Source organism: Roseivirga sp. 4D4, assembly GCF_001747095.1.
In the GTDB taxonomy this organism is placed as follows: Bacteria; Bacteroidota; Bacteroidia; order Cytophagales; family Cyclobacteriaceae; genus Roseivirga.
In genome coordinates, this window is sequence record NZ_MDGP01000001.1 from 2,859,353 (window position 1) to 2,880,717 (window position 21,365).

Below are 21,365 nucleotides of genomic sequence, written 5' to 3' on the forward strand. Positions count from 1 at the left end.
TTTGATGGATCGCAGGGCATTTGTACAAAAGACTTTGACGGCATCCACAGCAATTGCAGCGATGCCCTCCCTTCTTGTTCCCAACAGCACCGAGGAATTAATTCTTGGTCATAATTCCCATCGATATAGAATTGACACCAAGTGGGGAAAGCTTGATCCTTCCAGGTATCCGGTTAAGGATTGCCATGAAATGGTTCAGGACTCCCAAGGAAGAATCCTCCTACTGACCAATCACACAAAGAACAACGTGCTGGTGTATGATAAGTCAGGCAAACTATTGGAATCCTGGGGCACAGAATACCCCGGAGCACATGGCCTGACGCTATCCCGAGAGAATGGGGAAGACTTCTTATTCATCTCTGACAATGATCGCCATCAAGTCATTAAAACTACGATAGATGGGAAAGTCGTAATGACATTGGATCACCCTAAGGAGTCAGGCCATTATGAAAAAGCCGATCAATATATACCCACTGAGGTTGCCATCGGGCCAAATGGAGATATCTATGTAGCCGATGGCTATGGTGCTCAGTGGGTCACTCAGTATTCTCACGCTGGAGAGTTTATTAGAAGCTTTGGAGGTCGAGGCAATCAGCCTGAAAACCTTCAAAATGCGCACGGCATCTGCCTGGATACTCGAGACAAGAACAATCCAACTTTGATTGTATCCGCACGTGAAGAAAATGCCTTCAAAAAGTACAGTCTTTCAGGAGAATATTTAGCGACAATTCCTTTGCCAGGCGCCTACGTTTGTCGTCCGGTGATTCATGGCGACTATCTCTATGCCGCGGTACTTAAATCAAGAGCTTATGGAGACGATCCCTCTGGGTTTGTTACCATTCTCGACAAGGAAAACAAAGTAGTTTCTAATCTGGCGGGCAGCACTCCAACTTACTCGGGAACTACTCCAAACGAGATGTACCAGACGATAAAGGTCTTTATCTATCCACATGATGTCTGCATCGATGACGAGGAAAACATGTATGTAGCCCAATGGAATTCGGGACATGTTTATCCTTATAAACTGAACAGGATATGAGAAGGATATTGACGCTTATCATGTTGTTTTCATGCTTAATACTGAATGGCCAAGAGTACCAATTGGGAATGCCACTAGTGAAGATCGAGGGAGAGAGCTTCTTCGAAAACAGCACCGTGATTCGCTGTGAATTCGCCTTAGAGGGGGCAGTCATTCGATATACACTAGATGATAGCGAACCCAATCGAAAGTCTAAACGCTACAAAAAGCCTTTGACCATCACACAATCGAGTACCGTCAAATTTAAAGCGTTCAAAAAAGGATTTGAAGCTTCGAAAATGGTTCGTGTGGATGTTTTTAAAATGACCTCTCCTCTGGCATCAATCAAACTTAACCCTACACCTAATAGCCCGTATCAGGCCGAAGGCGCAAAGACATTGAATGACCAAAAGGCAGGCTCGTTCAACTTTCGAGACGGTCGTTGGGTCGGTTATAATCAAGGGCCCGTCACCATTGATATTGACTTGGGTAAGGTTGTTCAAAAAGAAAAATTAGTGTTAAGTACCTTGGTTAGTCCCGACTCATGGATTATGAGACCTGAATACCTGAGCTATTCACATTCACTTGACGGAAAAGAGTTTGAACCAGAAATTAGAATAGGGATGATTGGGATGATCTCTAGTGAAACCGCCTACAAGAGATTCTGGCATTTGGGTGTAGATGGGCCATACAGGTATGTGCGTATCACGATTAAACCTCTATCTGCCATACCAGACTGGCATCCAGGCAAAGGTCAACCAGGTTGGCTATTTATTGACGAAATTTTTCTTCAGCAATGAGGGTTAAAAACAAGTCACTTCTTGCTTTTTTATGGTCGCTGAATGTCCTTCTCATTCTATTGATCATCATTCCAATTTCAGGGCTTCCAGCAATATTCCAGTTTGTAGGACGACTGCATCCTTTAGTGCTTCACTTTCCGATCGTGCTATTACTAGCCGCTTTCTTATTCGAGCTTATAGCCCGAAAGGCAGGCAAACCTTCATATACTGATCCAGCGGCACTACTACTATGGTTAGGCGCATTCTCTGCAGTATTTAGCGCTATTGCCGGTTACCTGCTATCAGTGAATGGAGGATATGGAGGAAATACCTTCGCCTTTCACCAATGGTTTGGATTGGCTACATCGGTTATAGCCGCCCTATTAATTCAGATGCGATCAAATCAGGGCTTTGCAAAACTATTTATCCCAGCCTTCGGTGGTCTGACGATTCTACTCATTGTCACAGGACATTATGGTGCATCGCTCACCCATGGTGAGGGCTTCTTGACAGAAGTATTTGAAGAAAGTGCCACTTCTGCCCTAGTTGATACCGAGCCCGTATTCACCCAAGTTGTCAAACCCATTCTTGAAAGCAAATGCACGAGCTGCCATAACCCCAACAAGATCAAAGGAGGACTCTCCCTTGCCTCAGAGGAAGAGATTTTAAAAGGGGGAGAAAACGGAGCAATTATAAAACCCGGAGACGCGCTGAATAGCACCTTTATCAGTCACCTGCTGCTACCAACAGAAGAGAAATTGCATATGCCGCCAAAAGGAAAGGCTCAGTTGACCAATGAGGAGATCAAAATGCTCGAGTATTGGGTGGCTTCAGGCGGATCCTTCGATCAAACCATCAACGAAGTCCCTCAAGAAGACCCAATTCAAATTGTATTCGCCAATTATTTCACACCAGAAGAGCCCATCGACATAGACTTCGTATCTCCTGAAACGCTAGCTTCACTTAATACAACAAAGGTTAGCCTCAAACAAATCGAAGATGACAAGCCCTACCTAGAGGTATATATCGGCCAGCATGATTCACTTCAATTGACGGAAATCAAAAGCTTGAGAAAGGTTAGAGAGCAGGTCTATTCCCTCGACCTTGGAGGAAGCCGCATCGACAAATCCATTATGAAGGAAGTGGCCAAGTTTGAGAACCTGCATCGCCTATATCTTGACAATACGGTAGCAGATGATGCCATGATCAGCGCATTGCGTAAACTGAGAAAGCTAGAATACCTAAATCTTTATGGGACAAATATTACACGCAAAGGAGCCGCACAGATGCTCAATATTGAAAGCTTAGATAAACTATACCTATGGCAAACAAAAGTAAATGCCGAAGACCTGGAAAAGCTCAAGGCAGATTACCCGGATGCAATCATTAATGGTGGCTCAATCGATGATACAACATTTGAAGAGGTTCAGCTCAATACGCCTCGGATGGTCTATGAATCCAGCTTTTTTGACGATAAAATGACCATCACCGTGCCTTACAGCCTCTCAGATACCGATATCTACTATCAAATTGGATCGGCAGCACCAAAAATTCTCGAGGGAAGAGAGATTGAACTCACGGCCAGCTCGAAGGTCACTGTGTATGCTAAAAAAGAAGGTTGGAAAGACAGTGATAAGGCCGAGCAGGCATTTATCCTGGTGAGACCTAATCGATTTAAGAGGAATAACCTGAAGTTCGATCCGAAAGGCACTTACAAAGCGAAAGGCATCGAAACCTTGTTCGACCTAAAGAAAGGAAGTGAAAACTTTCGAGACGGAAATTGGCTTGGCTTTAATGGTGATGATATGGTCGTGGAGGTTGAACTATCTGAAACGAGATCCTTGGAATCTGTATTTATCAGTACGCTGGACGATACCGGTTCGTGGATTTTCCCCCCCACCGAACTAGAAATCTGGGGAGGCAACAATTCAAATGATTTACAAAAACTCAATACCCTTTCGATCACCCCTCCTAATGGCCCAGAACCTAAACACATGATCATTCATGAACTGGCTTTTGACAAAACGGACTTGAAGTATCTCAGGGTAGTTGCCAAAAACTACGGAAACCTCCCCGATTGGCATCCTGGTAAGGACACGCCTGCCTGGTTGTTCATTGATGAAATTGCCTTTCAGTAGTTTTCCTGAGGCTATTGAATGATCTAAGTACAGGGCCAATACACCACAAATTTTACTACTTTTGCAGCTCAATTTAGTATCAATGAGTTTAGCGCAGGAGATCGATAAAAGAAGGACTTTCGGAATCATTAGTCACCCCGATGCGGGTAAGACTACCCTAACGGAAAAACTTCTGTTATTCGGAGGTGCCATTCAAAAAGCGGGAGCTGTAAAATCGAATAAGATCGATATGCATGCCCGATCGGATTGGATGGACATTGAAAAGCAAAGAGGTATCTCTGTTGCTACTTCGGTAATGGCTTTCGAGTATGAAGGCAAGCGCATTAACCTATTAGATACTCCCGGTCACCAAGACTTTGCAGAAGACACTTATAGAACCCTGACCGCTGTCGATTCAGTAATTATGGTCATCGACTGTGTGAAAGGCGTTGAGATCCAAACTGAGAAGTTGATGGAGGTTTGTAGAATGAGAAAAACTCCTGTGATCTCATTCATTAACAAACTCGATCGTGAAGGTCAGGACCCCTATGATCTATTAGATGAAATCGAAGGGAAACTAGGGATCAACGTTCACCCTCTAAGTTGGCCTATCGGTATGGGTAAGACCTTTCAGGGAGTCTACAGCCTTTACGATAAGAGTCTGCGCCTATTCAAAGCTGGCCAGCAGCAATTGCATGAAGAAGCTACCAAGCTGGAAGATATTAATGACCCTAAGCTTGAAGAATATATTGGTGAGAAATATGCCGAACAACTTCGAGAAGATGTGGAGATGCTAGATGATCTCTACGGTCCGTTGGACAAAGAAGCCTATTTAAGTGGAGATATAGCTCCTGTTTTCTTCGGTTCAGCCGTCAATAACTTCGGTGTGAAAGAACTCTTGGATACCTTCTTGACCATCTCTCCCAGGCCGATCGCTCGCATGCTAGAAGACAAGCATGTAGAGCCCGACTATAAGAACTTCACTGGCTTTGTGTTTAAGATTCATGCCAACATGGATCCAAAGCACAGAAACAGAATTGCCTTCTTGAGAATTTGCTCAGGAAAATTTGAAAGAGGCTCTAACTACTTCCATACCCGCCAAGACAAGAAATTCAGAATCTCTCAGGCCACTGCCTTTATGGCACAGGACAAAGAGACGATTGATGAGGCCTATCCTGGTGATATTATCGGACTTTATGACACGGGGAATTTCAAAATCGGTGACACACTCACGGATGGTGAAGGCGGTATGTATCGCGGCATCCCGAGTTTCTCTCCAGAAATTTTCAGGGAAGTAATCAATAAAGATGCGATGAAAACCAAGCAGCTGGAAAAAGGCCTCAACCAACTGATGGACGAAGGTGTTGCCCAACTCTTCAACTTCGAATTAGGCAGTCGTAAGGCTGTTGGTGTGGTAGGCCAACTGCAGTTTGAAGTGATTCAGCATAGGCTAAAGCATGAATACGGTGCCACGGTTGAGTTTGCCGGAATGCAACTGTACAAAGCTTGCTGGATTTCATCTAAAGATGAGAAAAAGCTCAATGAGTTTATTGCTTCTAAACAAAGACATATTGCCAAGGATAAGGACGGTAAACTCGTCTTTATGGCAGAGTCCAAGGCCTGGCTACAAATGGTGCAAGACAACTTCCCTGATATTGAGTTCCACTTTACCAGTGAGTTCTAAAGCAGTACGGAACAAAAAATGACACTCGTTACAAGCCCAACATCAAACTAGTTGGAGCTACGTTTTCATGATCAAAACTTGATAATCATGAAGACAAAATCTGCTATACTCCTTTTCCTTTTAGTGGCGCTAAACACAAACCAAGTGTTTGCTCAAGGCGGTCCTGAATATAGAAGTAAGAAAACCAAGAAGGTAATTCAAAGCATGATCGAAGCGCATGGTGGATACCAAGCTTGGGCTGAGGCGCCAAGCTTGAGTTTTAACCATATCATGCAGGGTGGGAGTTTGAAATGGGTTTCTGACGAAGTCCATCAGCAAGGCTCACGAAAATCATATATCACCTGGCATGACGGCTCTAAGCTCGGCTTTGATGGAAAAAATGTCTGGTCTGAGGACTGGAAAATCCAGAACCCAGCAGGAATGATGGCAGGTGTTGCCTATTACTTTCTCAACCTGCCCTGGATAACACAAGATGATGGCGTTCAGCTTGAATTGAGGGATGATGAACAAGTTGAGTATATAGAAAAGGGCAAGTCATTCTTTACCGTACGCATGACATACAAGCAAGCTAGCCCTTACGAATACTATGAGCTCTATATAGATAAGGAAAACTATCAGTTGCGAGGGGTAAAATATACTATGGTTGATAAAGATCTCATGAAAGTTTTCAACCTTCCTGCGGACACCAAATTCATGGGACCCTTGCTAAAAGTGTATAAAGAATATACCTCAGTTGATGGTCTAGTGTTACCCGTCAGGTATGATACACACGCCCTTGCCCAAGGCGGTGCCGTAATGGGTATTCATCAAGTGTCGAACTATTCGATAAGCGAGGCTTTTGATCAGAGTAAATCACAAAAACCAAAAAACGGCATTGTTTTTAAATCTCTTAACAATCGCTGACCATACCTTTTCATCTTTTATGAAAGAAGGCAGAAGAAGCCGTCCTTAGGGCGGTTTTTTTGATTAATTTTGCCCATGCCTTCCATAGTACAGCCTCTATACGAGGATAATCATCTCTTAATTGTCAATAAGCCAGCGGGTGTCCTGATTCAAGGTGACTCCACCGGAGACAAACCCCTTGTTGAGCATTGTAAAGATTACATCAAAGAAAAGTATAATAAGCCAGGTGCTGTTTTCTTACACCCTGTGCATAGGCTTGACAGACCCGTAAGTGGTGTAATCGTTTTTGCCAGAACCTCCAAGGCATTGGAGCGAATGAATAAAATCTTCGCTACCCGAAAAGTTCAAAAAACCTATTGGGCGATTGTCAAAAAGCACCCTCCTCAGAAAAAGGGAAGACTGATGAGCTGGTTAGTCAAAGATCCTAAGCGAAATGTAACCACTGCCTATTCTGAACCAGTGGAAGGTGGCCAAAAGGCAGAAACTGATTTCAAAGTGCTGGGAAAGCTCAACAACCATTATTTAATCGAAGTGGAACCACTCACCGGTCGACCACATCAAATTAGGGTACACATGGCTGAGATGGGTTGCCCTATCAGAGGTGACCTTCGTTATGGTTTCTCTAAGCCTAACCCCGACAAAAGCATCAACCTACATGCCCGTAGGATCTATTTCGAGCATCCAGTAAAGAAGGAACCTGTTGTGGTTAGAGCCGGATTACCTGAAGATCAATTCTGGGAGCAATTCCTCACGCTGGACAACATAAAAGTCAAGGATAAGGACATTGATCGATTGTATTAAAAACAAGTGATGATTGATACAGAAGAAACTGCAAAAAAGAAATTGCTTTCCACTTCAAGGGCTATAATTGCAAACCAAGTCGCATTACCCGTAGGCATTCTATCGATGAATAAGTTAATGTCAATTTTTTCAAATGAAATCCAAGAACTGGGGCTCTCTCTATCGACTTTTAAGACTGCCTACAATGAGATATACGAATTTGCATTAGGATCTGAAAGGATAAACTGCAACGTGCATTTCCTTATCAAACAAGACAAAGAATTAAATGCGACTTTAGATAGTTATCGTGATTCAATTCTCATAGAGTGTTTCGATTTGGTCAGGATCTTGAGTTCGGAAGACAAATAGAAACCTTTCTTGTTCATGTTCATTAACTTAAGGATATGAAAAAGGCATTTCGCATTCTGGGTATAATTGTGCTTAGCTTATTCCTTATACTATTTATCGGCAAGTTAATTCTGGATGAAGAGCTTCCTGAAGGAGTTTCTGGACTTGACGCTGATTATATGGCCGAGCGCATGATGTCTTCCCTTGGTAAATACGCTTGGGATACTACATCAGGAGTGAGCTGGACTTTCAAAGGTATTCACCACTATGACTGGGATATGGAAAACCACGTAGTTGGTATAAAATGGGATGATAAAGAAGTAGCACTCCAACCCAGATTTAAAACTGGGATAGTGGCTAATGCAGGTGACTATACCGGTGCCGAAATCAAAGAAATAGTGGATACCTCATGGGACTTCTTTAACAACGATAGCTTCTGGCTATGTGCACCCTTTAAGGCCTTCGATCCCGGAACGGAACGCAGTATTGTAACCCTTAAAGATGGCAGGCAGGGCCTTAAAGTTACCTATACCTCAGGTGGCACAACTCCTGGTGATTCTTACGTGTGGATTTTGGATGAGGACTACAGGCCTGTGGCGGTCAAGATGTGGGTTTCCATTATACCCATTGGTGGAATAGAATTCACCTGGGAGAATTATGCTTATCTATCTTCCGGAGCAATGATTGCACAGGATCATTGGTTGTATGGAATGGTGAATATTGATATAACGAATGTTCAGTAGAAGTAGTGAAATGAGAAAGAGTTACATATTCTGTGTATTAATAATCATCTTAATCCATAGCTGTGGACCCAAAGAAAACCCGAATGTATACATCATAAACGAATCAAGTGTTGAATATGAAAAGGTCTACATACGGTCCTCCGCAGCTTTGGACTCTACATACCTAGGGGCTTTGGGATATGGAGAAGAATTAAAGGGTCAATTCGTTATTACGGATTCGGTTCCCTCAGATGGTTGTTTTATGGTGATCGCTATTAGAAGTAGTGGGCTAGTACATCGAGAATGTATGGGCTATTATACCAATAGTTCCTCTCTGAATAGAGGCTTTAGATTAACCTTGAAAGATGACAGTACCATGATTGAGAGTTCGTAAAATGTGTAAGTAACTTAGAACATAAACATGCTCAAAATTCCTTTTAATAATTGCGAAGCCACCTCGGAAGTAATAGTTTGAATGAACGGTAGACGATTAAACTAATGCATTATTCGAAAACCATACTTATTAGTATAGCTATTTGCTTCACACAAATGGCAAAAGCACAGGTATTTAGGGCAGATATTCAGTATGTGGTTCTCGAAGACACATTGTTGATCGAGTCTCTTAGCGAGATAATAGCCATAGAAGAAAAAGGTGATAGTCTTTTTGCAAATGGCTATGGTTACCTTAATGTTGGAATCAACGAGGAGGTTAGAAGAGGAGCGAATAGCTTAGACACATTGCGCAGCTACGAGATATCTGTGTCATTTGCACACCCTAATGAAGATCAAAACAAACTCATGCCCTTCTATCCCAAATATTACAGCCTAGTCAATGATAGACTTGTTACTTTCGATCTCCCAGCAAGGAGCATTGCGTTTAGCAAAACTAGTATCTTGATTTATGAAGAAATCATAGAAAAACATTTAGCACCCAAAGACTCCCCCTCCAGAAAAACACTTTGGCGACTCAATTATCAATACAATGTTGCCATCCTTCAGAATCGCATAAATGGCGAGTATGAAAAGCCAATCGTTTCAAAAGTGTACTTCTAAATGTCTTATAGGTTTGAAAAGTGATTGAATTTTAAAGAGCAATATGAACTCCCTCAACATAAAATGATACTCTTAAGCCTCTTGTTTGCGATAGTGTTAATACCTCAGACAGGCCCACCAAAAGTCACTGAAATTAAGGACTCTGATAAAAGGGAATTAATTGGCTCTCTACTATCTGGGGATAGTTATTCAGTAGAAGAATTTACCTTACGCATTCACAAAAAGGAGAACCCATACGGTTCTGCAGGCAATGATACTGGAGAGATTACACACTCTTATTTCTTCGTTATCTCCGACAATGATGGTTATCCCAGAAGATCAGTATTTGAAGTTGGGGCATTCTATGGTCCAGAAATTAAAGAGGTGAGAAAAGAGAGCGGACTTATCGAAGTGGATATTGAATACTATGCTAACTTCAAAAAAACTGTTAGAACGGTTTTTATCAGACAACATAGAATCTCTTTTTAATAAAACATATTCGTTTTAAATCGGAAAAGTCTTGATCTGCACAACAGATTTTAAATTATAATTTTATATTTTTATTTAAATATGGTTTATACTAGAATTTAAATAAAATTATATATGAAAAAATACTTACTTAGCCTTTCGATTATATTACTACTACAAAGTTGCTCAATAGATAATACTGCTCCCTCTGAATTAGAGATGGATTTAACACATCTGATCCTAGATCAGCAATCATTTCTTGCAGTAGTCAATAACATCACAGACTACCCAAATTTCTCTTCAAAGAAATCAAGTATTGTAGATGGCAACAGCACAATTCCCGAGTCAGATCTTGAAGAAATACTCAACCCGTTAATCGAAAACGGAGAGGTGATCCACAGTGAAATGAGAGCAATAATTTATACTTCCGAAGTTTATAATGAGCTTTCTGTACCAGAGAGAGATGCTCTTCATGCAGAAATTGATGAACTATCTGATGATCAACTCGCAGAACTATCTTTTGTCTTCAATATAAGCTACTACATCGATCAAGATGTAAATTCAGAAATAGACTGGGATCGACTCATAAGTTGCGCTTCTGCCGCTGTGGGGATTTCTTCTATACAAGCAATAATTCAAAATAACCTTGGAGCCGCAACTATAGAAACAATGATTGGTGCTCTGAAACATGTTGGCAAAAGATACCTTGGTTGGATAGGAGTAGGATTAATGGTTTATGAATTTATAAATTGTGTTTATGAGTAAAATATCTCATTCGGATGCCTTCAATCAAAAGATGAAAAAGATTGTGATGACTACCAATGTATTAGTCGTCATTGGTTTTATCATCTATTCTGCGAGCCGAAATGAAATCGTTCCAAACGACTATTTAGAATTTTCCTATTTGCCAGTTGGTATCAATATGGTGCTCTTTGTTTATGCGCTTATTATCTCCTCAAATATTAAGTCAGAGGTGCCAAAGTATCAGAATAAGACCTTACTGAATCTAGTAGCCAACTTTCTCGTCAACACGACATTGATCATTTTAATTTTGGCTCAAGCTTGAAACAAAAAAAGCCCTGACTTGCGTCAGGGCTTTCTGATTATCTATAGTGGATAAGCTTAGTCCTCAATAACAGACTCTGCTAGCACAATCACTTTATTGTTGAGTACTTCAACTACACCGCCATCGATCACGACCACTTCATCTTGGCCAGAAGCCTTGATGGTCATTTTACCTTTACCCAAGGCACTAATCATTGGAGCGTGATTGCTAAGTACTTGAAACTCGCCATCACTTCCAGGGAAAGTCACTGAAGACGCTTCGCCTTCAAATATCTTCTTATCTGGAGTTACAACTTCTAATAACATAGTATTGCTTAGTTAGCGGCTGCCTCAGCCAACAATTTCTCACCTTTCTCTCTAGCTTCCTCGATAGTACCTACCAAGTTGAATGCTGCCTCAGGAAGATCATCGTGCTTACCATCCATGATTTCGTTGAAACCTTTGATAGTATCCTTGATGTCTACCAATACCCCTGCAAGGCCAGTAAACTGCTCTGCTACGTGGAATGGCTGAGAAAGGAATCTTTGTACACGTCTAGCACGTGATACAACCAATTTATCTTCGTCAGACAATTCATCCATACCAAGGATGGCGATAATGTCTTGAAGTTCTTTATAACGCTGCAAAGTTTCCTTCACACGCTGTGCACAGTCATAGTGCTCATCTCCTAAGATATCCGCGGTCAAGATTCTTGAAGTAGAATCCAATGGATCCACCGCTGGGTAAATACCTAGCTCAGCAATCTTTCTTGAAAGTACCGTTGTTGCGTCCAAGTGAGCAAATGTTGTCGCTGGAGCCGGGTCAGTCAAGTCATCTGCAGGTACGTAAACCGCCTGTACAGATGTAATTGAACCATTCTTAGTAGATGTAATTCTTTCTTGCATCGCACCCATCTCTGTTGCCAAAGTTGGTTGGTAACCTACCGCTGAAGGCATACGACCTAGAAGGGCAGATACCTCAGAACCCGCTTGAGTAAATCGGAAGATGTTGTCAATAAAGAATAGGATGTCTTTTCCTTGGCCATCGCCATCACCATCACGGAAATATTCAGCGATAGTAAGACCTGAAAGGGCCACTCTTGCTCTCGCACCTGGAGGCTCATTCATTTGACCGAAAACGAAGGTTGCTTTAGACTCAGCAAGTTTTTCGCTGCTTACTTTTGTAAGGTCCCAGCCACCAGCTTCCATAGATTCGTTAAACTCCTCACCGTAGGTTACGATGTCAGACTCAATCATCTCACGAAGCAAGTCATTACCTTCTCTTGTTCTTTCACCAACACCAGCAAATACTGAAAGTCCAGAATATGCTTTCGCAATGTTGTTAATCAACTCCTGGATCAATACTGTCTTACCTACACCAGCACCACCAAACAAACCAATCTTACCACCTTTTGCGTAAGGCTCGATCAAGTCGATTACTTTGATACCTGTGAATAAAACCTCTGTTGAAGTAGAAAGATCTTCGAATTTTGGAGCAGCCCTGTGAATAGGAAGTCTCTTATCTCCTTTTGGCTGAGGGATACCGTCAATAGCTTCACCAACTACGTTGAAGAGTCTACCTTTGATGTCTTCACCAACAGGCATTGAGATAGCCACGCCAGTATCAGTTACGTCCATACCCCTAGTCAAGCCTTCTGAAGAATCCATCGCGATGGTTCTTACTCTGTCTTCACCTAGGTGCTGCTGACACTCTAATACTACTTTCTGACCGTTTTCTTTTGTTACTTCTAATGCGTCAAGAATGTTCGGCAACTTAGCGCTTTCAGCATCGAAACTTACGTCTACGACCGGGCCAATTACCTGAGTGATCTTTCCAATATTTGCCATTTGTTATTCTTTATTAAGAAAGGAAAAATGCGATTAATTTTCTGGGTGCAAAGGTATGTGTATAATGTATTAAACCAAAGGCTTATCTCGAAAATAGCGGGTATATTTTACAACTGGATTAGGCCGATAAAATGATCCTGAAAACTGTACCCACATCGGCCTGAGAGGATTTGACAAAAATGCGTCCATTGTGGTAGTTTTCAATGATGCGTTTTACCAGTGCAAGCCCCAAACCCCAGCCTCTTTTTTTGGTAGTAAAGCCAGGTTTGAAAACCTCGTTGGCTTTCCCTTTGGCAATGCCCTTACCATCATCGGCAATGTCTACGAATACCTCATGTTCTGATTCCTGACCGATAGTGACGGTTATATTTCCAATACCACTCATCGCATCCACACCATTCTTCACGATATTTTCTAAAACCCATTCGAAGAGCGGCTTATTCAGATTGGCCTCAATCTCTTGGGACGTACCTTCAATATTAAAGTTGACTTTGGATGAAACTCTTGGTTTTAAATAGTTCAGAAGTCCATTTACAGTATCATAAACATTCTGTCTTTTCAGTACGGGCACCGAACCTATATTGGAGAAACGTTCCGTGATCATTTCGAGTCGGACAACATCCTTTTCCAGCTCTACGATGATATCATCTCTCCCTTTCATCTCGTCCATTCCCTTGATGTATTCTACCCAGGCAATCAGTGACGAGAGCGGTGTACCCAGTTGATGCGCTGTTTCCTTCGCCATACCTACCCAAACTCTGTTTTGTTCTGATCTGCGAGAATAACTGAAAGCCAAATAGGCGATGAACCCAAATATGGCGATGACCGAAAGCTGGATATAGGGGTAAGTACTGAGTTGCCTTAGCAGATAAGAATTACGGTAATAGACGTATTGAATATCTGAAATCTCCCCATTCGGACCATTATGAACTATGATCTTAAAGGGATCGTTTTCAGACCTCATTTTCCGAAGCATTCTTTCTCTCAGACCTTCGTCTTCGCCAACGTTTCTAGCATCATAGATTTGCTGTGTTGCAGAATCAACTACTATCACCGGTAAGGTATTATCAGGACCGATAATGTTGTTAGAAATAAAAGTCAATGCCGAGGCATCTACCTCCGGTAGACTCGAAAACTCAACGGCCTGAGCCCATAGCCTTATTTTTTCCTCTTCTCCTTTCTTCAGCTTAGCGACCAAGCTATTAGTATAGATGATCGATCCTCCACCAATGATAATCGCAACGATCAGGATAAACCACTTTATTCTAGCCTGATTGGTGTAGAAATCAATATTGATAGCCCCTTTGAAAGGATTTTGCATACCGAAAAGTAATAAAAATCTCACCCTTTGAACGACCTTCTTTCCGGAATCGCATAAATGTCAGTGTAATCAAATGGAGCGATTGCCCCGAGCCAAAGTAGACGATATAGGTTATTAGCCAGCTCCTACTTAACTTAAGCCTATATTCTGAACCGACTTATGAGTGAACTGCATCTTCAATGCCAAATCTGTCTATCGGGTCATATGTCACTCTTATCAGAGTTAGACAACAAGGAAATGACCAAGATCGCCAGTCGAAAGTCAAGAGTAGCTTATAAAAAAGGTCAGATACTGTACTATCAGGGAACCACACCAATGGGTTTGTTTTGTGTTCACTCTGGTAAGGTCAAAGTCACACATGTTGGTCCAAATGATAAGGAACAAATTTTATACATAGTAAAGGAAAATGACTTCTTGGGTTATCGCTCTTTACTGAGCGAGGAACTTTATAGCATGACGGCTACCGTACTCGAGGAAGCTGTAATCTGTTTTATTCCGAAAGAGGATTTTTTGGAGGTGATTAGTAGTAATCCCATATTCATGCAAAAGCTGTTAAAGTTTGTATGTCAAGACTTGGGTATAATGGAACAGAAATTATCCCAATTCATTGGAAAAAATGTGCGCGAAAGATTGGCCTCTGTACTTCTTATGTTGAAAGAAACCTATAAAATGGAAGGTCAAAAGAGTGAGTCAATCGCCATTAACCTTACGCGAAAAGACCTCGCCAGCATAACAGGCTCAACCACCGAGACTGTAATAAGGCTGTTATCTGAATTTAAAGATGAGGGCTTGATTGAGATCGACAATCGAAAAATAAAAGTGATAGACAGTGCCAAGCTCAGCCATCAGGCGAACTTCAATGCATAGTCTTCCACAGACCAATCTCTAAAAATCCTTTCTTTTCGCTGTTCTTATTAGGAATCCTACCGGGAGTACTGACCATAAGCTCAAAACGATCAGAGATATGATCATTCCTGAACCATTGCCAAAGAAGTTCTGGAAAAGGGCTCCAGTGTAGCCCAGCAGGGCTGAAATATCCAGCTTGAGAAGAACCAGAATTCTGGATAGATCAATTGGGTTAAACATACTGGCAAAGAGTGTGAATTTATCCAGGGGATAATCATCGAACATAATCAATGAGACCAGGAATAGCCCATCATATATCACAGCCATAAACAGCCATAGCAAAATCGCATAGCCAAAACCTTTGACCTTGTTTTCATTGCGCAGCGAAATGTTAACCGAAAGAGCCACAAAAATAAAGGTGAGGAATGCACCAACTAAGAGCAGTAGCGTGAAGTCCCAAATTTCGGATGATTGAGCGACACCATATATTATAAAAGGTATGCCTAGTCCAACGATCAGACTTAGCGATAGCGAAAGTGCAATGCCGAGATATTGACCCAGGAAAACATCCCTTCGTTTAATGGGCTGCGATAACAATAGTTCTGTGAATTCCCTTGCACTGTAGAAATACATAATACCGAATATGGTGCCGATCATGGGCGTTAAGACCACAATCACATTCATCAAGGTAATGACCGCCTTTGAAAGGTCATTATTGAGGAATAGCAGGACAAACCCGAGCAATAGGTAGAAGGCCAAATAGACATAACTCCATCTGCTTCGAGCAAGATCCGCAAAGCTATATTTCAATATCTTAAGCATCGGTTTCTAATATTTTAGCGATGGAATGTTCAAGGTTCTTTTGCCCTGTTTGCGCCTTCAGAGCTTCAACAGAACCCTGAAAGAAGATTTGACCCTCTAACAAGAAGACAATCTGGTCAGAGAGCTCTTCAACCAGGCTCATTATATGAGTCGTGATTAGAAAAGTTTTCCCTTTTGCTTTTTCTTCTTGTATCAGTTCTTTCAATCGAATCAGCGAAACAGGGTCCAAACCTGCCGTAGGCTCATCGAGAATGAGCAGTGGGCTGTCAAACATAAAGGTCAGCACGATATTGACTTTCTGCTTAGTGCCTCCAGATAGTTGACCCAGCTTCTTACCCATAGAAGCTTGTAGCTCAAACCGTTCGATCAATGCATCTTCATCAGCAGTAACATCACGAATATTCTTGATCATAGCAATCAACTCTCGAACTGTTAGATTATCAGGAAATCGAGCGATTTGTGGCATATACCCTATCCGGTTTCTATAATCCCAGTTATTCAAGACAGGCTGATTGTCAAAGTAAATTTCGCCATCCTGAGGGAGCACCATCCCAAGAATCGTTTTAAGAATAGTGGTCTTGCCAGAACCATTAGGTCCTAACACAGCTACTACACCCTCCTCCTCTATTTCGAATGTGACGCCATCCAAAACCTGAAGTTTGCCAAATCGCTTATGTAAGTTTTCAATTCTGATCATCTGAAAAGCTTTTCATGGCTGGTGCATTATCTATGAGATTATCGGGCGTAAAAACTGGAGAAACGCGCTCTGAGAAATTAATGATGTCAACAAAGAGGCTTCTGAGTAAAATGATGGTCTCTGGCGTCTTGTTTACCACATAAGAAAAGAGTTTAACAGGTCTGTAGGGAACGTCACCTATGTTGTCCTTATCCAGATCATAACCCGAATAAGAACTCCAATAGTTGCCCTCAAACTTATTGTCATTCATTTTGGAGTTGTATGAAACATCGAAAGAATTGCTCAGGAAGTTGTTTCTGGAAAAGACATTTGTATATGAACCTCCACTTACCTTAACCGCCCATCCATTTCTCCTGAAATCGTTCGATAGATAATTGACTCTCGTGCACCCTTCAATGAATATGCCGATCGTATTCTCTTCGAAAGTATTGTCGACTACCTCGGCATCATAAATCTCCTTGAGCAAAAGCCCATAGGAAGCAGTACCCCAGTTTTGAACAAAACGGTTGCGCCTCATCTCTATAAATTTGGAAAACATGACGGCCACGCCAGCACCGTTTTCTCGAAATGTATTGTCTAAATACTTATCGTGGTTTGAAAACATGAAGTGAAGCCCATACCGAATATTGTTATGACTGTTATTCCCCGTAACCAAACTCTCTTCTACAAACTCTAAATAGATACCGTCACGAAGACCACTCAATTCATTGTCTTCAATGGTCAGATCGGTACAGTGCCAGGCATGAACTCCATTGCCAGCATCGTCTTCTCTAAGCCGATTACTTTCCACAACATTTGAAGCTATCTTTCCATGATGGGATTTCTCTATCAGAATGCCAAAGAATGGATCTATGATGGTATTTCTTAGAATGCTGAAACGATTCGCCCCACTCACATATATAGCCGCAAAGTCTTTGGTATAGCTCCTTCCAGCATTAATAAGTTTAAGGTCAAGCACATGTACATCATCGCTTAAAATTTTAAGTATATAGCTTTTGGATTTACCATCTAAAACAGCTCCGATATCTCCAATTAATGTCAGTGGCTTTCTGACTTCAAAGTCTATTGCCTCATAGGTCCCAGCTCTAATGATTAAGGTATCATATGGTTCAGCGATGGCATAGGCTTCCTCCAAGGTCTGGACATTGCACTTCTGACAAACTTCAATAGTGCCTCCATAAAACGGAATGGAAATAATGAAGAGAAGAAAAGTCAGGAACCAGTTTCTCATTGCTTATGCTTAAACTCATCCAGAAGTTGGTCCCAACCAAAGGTGCGAGCCGAACTATGAACGATATGCGGTTGCAAGTCTTCAGCATTCCCAAAAGCTGAAAGGTTGGCACCCATTGGGCTCGGTATCTCTTCGGAGATAATAAAATGTGCTCTTTGGGCATCAACTAAGATTTTTGGATTTGCATAGTCTGCGACAAGATAAAATTCAATGGACACCTCATCCCACTGGTTCAAATGATTGATCATACATTCAATCGCATCATACTTAAAATTCTTACCCTTTGTGGTCACAATTTGTGCGGCATGCTTTGTATCGACTATGGTCATTTTGCAAAAGCTGCACCCATCTTTGCCATAGTTTATCTCTTGAGGCTCAACCTCACAAGACGCTAATGCAATTAATACACTAAGCAATAGCCAGTTCCTTTTCATAGCTCTCTTCTTTTTTCGCCTGATAGAATGCTAATACTGTAAGGCCCATCCCCATGAACATCAAATAGGCTCCTGCCCTCGGCATAGAGATGGCCTTGAAATTGAGGATCATTTTAGCACCGATTAATGGTGGCTGATAGGCCATGGGTTCACCATCGGGGGTAGTGAATTTTATGGCTGCTGTTTCTTTCAGATCATGGCCATAATCATACTCCCATTGGTAGAAATCATACATGCCAATGCTTCCCAAAACCACCATCAATGTAAACCATGTTAGGTACAGCTTCTTTCTGCCCATAAATCCAATAATCAAACCCAGAACAACCATGGCGAGAATCACCTTTGGAAAAATTTCAAACTCAGGGATAGTCTCTGGAATGTCTTTCATGCCCACATAGTGATTCATGATATTGATATTCTTGATATCATTGGGTTGGGCGTCTGCAAACTTGTTAATGTATATATCCATACCTATAGCATCCGGGTATTGCGGGGCCTCCAGTGTGATATTCCACAGTGGCAATACGAACAAAGGCAGCAATAGTAGTGCACCGACAATCATCAAAAGTTTCGACTTCTTCATATCTGTTTATTTAAAGTTCATGCTGGGTTCTGCCACTCTAAATGTCTGATGACATTGAGGGTATGTGTGTTTGCCAATAAAGAGAGGGCAGCCCCCTAGACTAAAGCCGCCCATCTCTAATCAACTAGTCTCCATCAAGACTCCATTTCAAGGCTCTATTGGAGCCTCTAGGGGAAACCCTGACGTATCCTTGCATTTCCTGGTGCAGTGCAGAGCAGAAATCTGTACAGTAGAAAGGCCATACACCGACTTTTTTCGGTTCCCAAACAAAGGTTTCGGTTTGACCAGGCATAATGAGGAGCTCAGAAGTCTGAGCACCAATCATACTGATACCGTGTGGCACATCGTAGTCCTGCTCAAGATTGGTCACATGAAAATAGACCTTATCACCTACTCTGATTCCTTCGATGTTATCCGGAGCAAAGTGGCTTCGAATGGTGGTCATATAAATATGAACCTCGTTGCCATTTCTTGTTACTTTGGTTTCCTTCTCGGTCTTAGCCGCATATGGGTGTTGATTGTCCTCCAGTTTGTAGATTTTGGTTTGCATTGGTTTAATTAAATCCGCTGGAATACCGGCTGCATAGTGAGGCTCTCCTACCGTTGGAAAATCAAGCAGTAGTTCCATCTTATCACCAGAGATATCATACAATTGTGCTGACTGGGTCAATTCTGGGCCTGTCGGCAAATATCTATCCTTGGTAATTTTATTCATGGCCAAAACGTACTTGCCAAATGGTTTTCTTGAGTTACCGCCAGGAATCATCAGGTGACCTACTGAATAATAAGTAGGCTGTCGATCAAGTACCTCCCAAGTACCAACTTTCCATTTCACCACCTCCGAACTGATAAAGAATGTAGTGTAAGCATTTCCTTTACCGTCAAACTCAGTATGTAAAGGGCCTAAACCAGCTTGTTGAACTGTACCTGCCACTACGTCTTCGTAATTGAGAATTGGAATCCCGTAAGCTTCACCATCAAACTTCTCGTTTTCAATGGCATCCAGCATCTTAGTAAATGAATGTGCTGTTAAGGCAGCCGCCAACTTACCGCTACCGATGATATATTCTCCGGTTGGATCTACATCACAACCGTGTGGCGACTTTGGTGTTGGCAAGAAGTATACAAGGCCTGGGTGCTTAGAGGGATCAATCACCCTCACTTCTTTTTTGATTTCAGAAGTTGCCGTATGAGTCGCTTCATCATATACATTATGTGCATATTCTGTTGGCATCACGTCAAACTCGCCCGCAGCAATTAGCTCTTCGGCTTTTTTCCAATTGATAGCTGCAATAAAGTCCTTATCATTTTGGGAAGCATTTACTTCTAACAAAGTATTTGCCTCCTCAGTATTGTAAGTCGAGAAGAACATCCAACCATGCGACTTGCCTCTTCCTGGATGTGCTAAATCATAGTTAAATCCTGGCATCATTATCTGAAAAGACAGGTCCATATGACCCGTTTCATCATCTACTTTGATGAAGGACATGGCGCCTTTGAATTTCCCCTTGTACTCGTCAATTGAAATATCAGCCTGTGGTACTGGTACAGAAAAACGTGTTCCCGCTACCACATACTCTGTGTTTTCGGTAACAAATGAGGAACTATGATTACCCGCACTATTCGGCAACTCAATGATCTCTTCTGTCTCGAAAGTAGACAGGCTAATTCTGGCTATTCTAGGTGTATTGTTTCCATTGATAAATACCCAGCGGCCGTCTAATTCTCCATTGGTCTGCGAAATATCCGGATGGTGCGAATCATCCCAAGGAATAAATCCATGCGAGGTGTTCAGCATTGGTTTGGTCTCCTCATTAAAACCATATGCTTTCTCAGCATCTACTGAGAATACAGGTATTACCCTAAACAATCTTCCTGACGGTAAGCCATAAACGGCCAATTGACCACTAAAGCCGCCCGATACCAAGGCATAGAACTCGTCATGTTCACCAGGTGCTACATACACTCGTTCGGCAATATTGCTACCAAGTGCTCCATTACTTCCACCGTTCTGAGAACAGCCTGCAATCGTCAGTATCACTAAAGCACTAATGACGACTGAAATTGAATTTATAATTTTCTTCATTTCTCTATATTTCTTTGATTACTGCGGCAGAATTACCTTATCTACCACATTGATGATTCCATTAGACGTTTGAATTGTAGCCACCACTTTGGCACCAGCAACCCAAATCTCATCTCCATCCACAGTTACTTCTAAGTAGTCTCCTGTGGCCATGTATATCTTTCGGCCCTTGCTTGCTTCTCTCTTCAACCCTTCGATGTTAAATGAGCCGGGAGCTGCATGCCTTGTCAGAATCGTGGCCAAATCAGCCTTATTCTCAGGTTTTAGTAGATTATCTACTGTCCCTTCTGGCAATGCAGCAAAGGCATCATTGGTTGGTGCAAAAACTGTCAATGGTCCTGCGTTGACTAATACATGTTCAATTTGAGCGGCTTGAACAGCAGCCACCAAAGTGGTATGCGCGTCAGAGCCAATCGCTACCTGAAGTATGTTCTTGTCCGAAACGTCATCTTGTACTGACGCCTGTCCTAGTGGATGAGATGAAGCCTTTGGTTCGGCTGTCGAACTCTCCGTCTGACTACTATTACTGCAAGCCAGAATTGAGCCTGTCAGTAGGAGTAGTACTAAAATTTTTAATCTGATTGCCGTCATAGTATTACTGTT

At 42.0% G+C, this 21,365-nt stretch carries 24 protein-coding genes; 14 read left to right on the forward strand and 10 right to left on the reverse strand.

Annotated elements, in window-relative coordinates; translation table 11 throughout:
* Nucleotides 1-4: 4 nt before the first annotated feature.
* From BFP97_RS12600 to BFP97_RS12660, 13 genes are all read left to right on the forward strand, one after another.
* Nucleotides 5-1,039, forward strand: a complete 1,035-nt coding sequence (locus tag BFP97_RS12600) for a 6-bladed beta-propeller (protein ID WP_069842758.1) — start codon at nucleotides 5-7, stop codon at nucleotides 1,037-1,039.
* Nucleotides 1,036-1,818 (forward strand): chitobiase/beta-hexosaminidase C-terminal domain-containing protein, encoded by a 783-nt coding sequence (locus tag BFP97_RS12605; RefSeq protein ID WP_069842759.1) that lies wholly within the window; start codon nucleotides 1,036-1,038, stop codon nucleotides 1,816-1,818. The genes BFP97_RS12600 and BFP97_RS12605 overlap by 4 nt, the downstream gene beginning before the upstream one ends.
* Nucleotides 1,815-3,935, forward strand: a complete 2,121-nt coding sequence (locus BFP97_RS12610; RefSeq protein WP_069842760.1) for a c-type cytochrome domain-containing protein — start codon at nucleotides 1,815-1,817, stop codon at nucleotides 3,933-3,935. The genes BFP97_RS12605 and BFP97_RS12610 overlap by 4 nt, the downstream gene beginning before the upstream one ends.
* An 82-nt stretch (nucleotides 3,936-4,017) precedes the next feature.
* Nucleotides 4,018-5,598: a peptide chain release factor 3 gene (locus BFP97_RS12615; protein WP_069842761.1), complete on the forward strand. Its 1,581-nt coding sequence runs from the start codon at nucleotides 4,018-4,020 to the stop codon at nucleotides 5,596-5,598.
* A gap of 87 nt (nucleotides 5,599-5,685) precedes the next feature.
* A complete protein-coding gene (locus BFP97_RS12620) occupies nucleotides 5,686-6,501 on the forward strand; it encodes a hypothetical protein (RefSeq protein ID WP_069842762.1) in 816 nt (271 codons plus the stop codon).
* Nucleotides 6,502-6,576: 75 nt separating this feature from the next.
* Entirely contained in the window at nucleotides 6,577-7,302 is a 726-nt protein-coding gene (locus BFP97_RS12625) for an RluA family pseudouridine synthase (protein ID WP_069842763.1), read from the forward strand.
* Nucleotides 7,303-7,311: 9 nt separating this feature from the next.
* Entirely contained in the window at nucleotides 7,312-7,650 is a 339-nt protein-coding gene (locus BFP97_RS12630) for a hypothetical protein (RefSeq protein WP_069842764.1), read from the forward strand.
* Nucleotides 7,651-7,685: 35 nt separating this feature from the next.
* Nucleotides 7,686-8,372 carry a hypothetical protein gene (locus tag BFP97_RS12635; RefSeq protein WP_069842765.1) on the forward strand — a complete coding sequence of 229 codons (687 nt, stop codon included), beginning with the start codon at nucleotides 7,686-7,688 and terminating at the stop codon, nucleotides 8,370-8,372.
* 10 nt (nucleotides 8,373-8,382) lie between these two features.
* Nucleotides 8,383-8,745 carry a hypothetical protein gene (locus tag BFP97_RS12640; protein ID WP_139135294.1) on the forward strand — a complete coding sequence of 121 codons (363 nt, stop codon included), beginning with the start codon at nucleotides 8,383-8,385 and terminating at the stop codon, nucleotides 8,743-8,745.
* A 104-nt stretch (nucleotides 8,746-8,849) separates the two neighbouring features.
* Nucleotides 8,850-9,404: a hypothetical protein gene (locus tag BFP97_RS12645; RefSeq protein WP_139135295.1), complete on the forward strand. Its 555-nt coding sequence runs from the start codon at nucleotides 8,850-8,852 to the stop codon at nucleotides 9,402-9,404.
* A gap of 63 nt (nucleotides 9,405-9,467) precedes the next feature.
* Nucleotides 9,468-9,872 (forward strand): hypothetical protein, encoded by a 405-nt coding sequence (locus tag BFP97_RS12650; RefSeq protein WP_069842768.1) that lies wholly within the window; start codon nucleotides 9,468-9,470, stop codon nucleotides 9,870-9,872.
* Between the two features lie 114 nt (nucleotides 9,873-9,986).
* Nucleotides 9,987-10,616, forward strand: coding sequence for a hypothetical protein (locus BFP97_RS12655; protein WP_069842769.1), 630 nt, complete (start codon nucleotides 9,987-9,989; stop codon nucleotides 10,614-10,616).
* Entirely contained in the window at nucleotides 10,609-10,917 is a 309-nt protein-coding gene (locus BFP97_RS12660) for a hypothetical protein (RefSeq protein ID WP_069842770.1), read from the forward strand. Before BFP97_RS12655 ends, BFP97_RS12660 begins: the two co-directional genes overlap by 8 nt.
* Nucleotides 10,918-10,973: 56 nt before the next feature.
* Here the strand turns inward: BFP97_RS12660 and atpC are convergent, their stop codons facing one another.
* The 3 genes from atpC to BFP97_RS12675 form a co-directional block, all read right to left on the reverse strand.
* Nucleotides 10,974-11,222: an ATP synthase F1 subunit epsilon gene (gene atpC, locus BFP97_RS12665; RefSeq protein ID WP_069842771.1), complete on the reverse strand. Its 249-nt coding sequence runs from the start codon at nucleotides 11,220-11,222 to the stop codon at nucleotides 10,974-10,976.
* An 8-nt stretch (nucleotides 11,223-11,230) separates the two neighbouring features.
* Nucleotides 11,231-12,742 (reverse strand): F0F1 ATP synthase subunit beta, encoded by a 1,512-nt coding sequence (atpD, locus tag BFP97_RS12670; protein WP_069842772.1) that lies wholly within the window; start codon nucleotides 12,740-12,742, stop codon nucleotides 11,231-11,233.
* A gap of 118 nt (nucleotides 12,743-12,860) precedes the next feature.
* Nucleotides 12,861-14,063 carry a sensor histidine kinase gene (locus BFP97_RS12675; protein WP_069842773.1) on the reverse strand — a complete coding sequence of 401 codons (1,203 nt, stop codon included), beginning with the start codon at nucleotides 14,061-14,063 and terminating at the stop codon, nucleotides 12,861-12,863.
* A 204-nt stretch (nucleotides 14,064-14,267) separates the two neighbouring features.
* On the opposite strand from BFP97_RS12675, the gene BFP97_RS12680 reads away from it, so the two are divergent.
* A complete protein-coding gene (locus tag BFP97_RS12680) occupies nucleotides 14,268-14,930 on the forward strand; it encodes a Crp/Fnr family transcriptional regulator (protein WP_170827461.1) in 663 nt (220 codons plus the stop codon).
* A gap of 18 nt (nucleotides 14,931-14,948) precedes the next feature.
* Here the strand turns inward: BFP97_RS12680 and BFP97_RS12685 are convergent, their stop codons facing one another.
* From BFP97_RS12685 to BFP97_RS12715, 7 genes are all read right to left on the reverse strand, one after another.
* Nucleotides 14,949-15,731 carry an ABC transporter permease gene (locus BFP97_RS12685; RefSeq protein ID WP_069842775.1) on the reverse strand — a complete coding sequence of 261 codons (783 nt, stop codon included), beginning with the start codon at nucleotides 15,729-15,731 and terminating at the stop codon, nucleotides 14,949-14,951.
* Nucleotides 15,724-16,428 carry an ABC transporter ATP-binding protein gene (locus BFP97_RS12690; RefSeq protein ID WP_069842776.1) on the reverse strand — a complete coding sequence of 235 codons (705 nt, stop codon included), beginning with the start codon at nucleotides 16,426-16,428 and terminating at the stop codon, nucleotides 15,724-15,726. Before BFP97_RS12690 ends, BFP97_RS12685 begins: the two co-directional genes overlap by 8 nt.
* Nucleotides 16,415-17,659: a nitrous oxide reductase family maturation protein NosD gene (locus tag BFP97_RS12695; protein ID WP_069842777.1), complete on the reverse strand. Its 1,245-nt coding sequence runs from the start codon at nucleotides 17,657-17,659 to the stop codon at nucleotides 16,415-16,417. Before BFP97_RS12695 ends, BFP97_RS12690 begins: the two co-directional genes overlap by 14 nt.
* Complete coding sequence (locus BFP97_RS12700; RefSeq protein WP_069842778.1) at nucleotides 17,656-18,093, reverse strand: nitrous oxide reductase accessory protein NosL; 438 nt, start codon at nucleotides 18,091-18,093, stop codon at nucleotides 17,656-17,658. The genes BFP97_RS12695 and BFP97_RS12700 overlap by 4 nt, the downstream gene beginning before the upstream one ends.
* Nucleotides 18,068-18,676 (reverse strand): hypothetical protein, encoded by a 609-nt coding sequence (locus BFP97_RS12705; RefSeq protein WP_069842779.1) that lies wholly within the window; start codon nucleotides 18,674-18,676, stop codon nucleotides 18,068-18,070. The genes BFP97_RS12700 and BFP97_RS12705 overlap by 26 nt, the downstream gene beginning before the upstream one ends.
* A 124-nt stretch (nucleotides 18,677-18,800) precedes the next feature.
* A complete protein-coding gene (gene nosZ / locus BFP97_RS12710) occupies nucleotides 18,801-20,762 on the reverse strand; it encodes a Sec-dependent nitrous-oxide reductase (RefSeq protein WP_069842780.1) in 1,962 nt (653 codons plus the stop codon).
* 18 nt (nucleotides 20,763-20,780) lie between these two features.
* Nucleotides 20,781-21,353 carry a fasciclin domain-containing protein gene (locus tag BFP97_RS12715; RefSeq protein ID WP_069842781.1) on the reverse strand — a complete coding sequence of 191 codons (573 nt, stop codon included), beginning with the start codon at nucleotides 21,351-21,353 and terminating at the stop codon, nucleotides 20,781-20,783.
* Nucleotides 21,354-21,365: the final 12 nt, after the last annotated feature.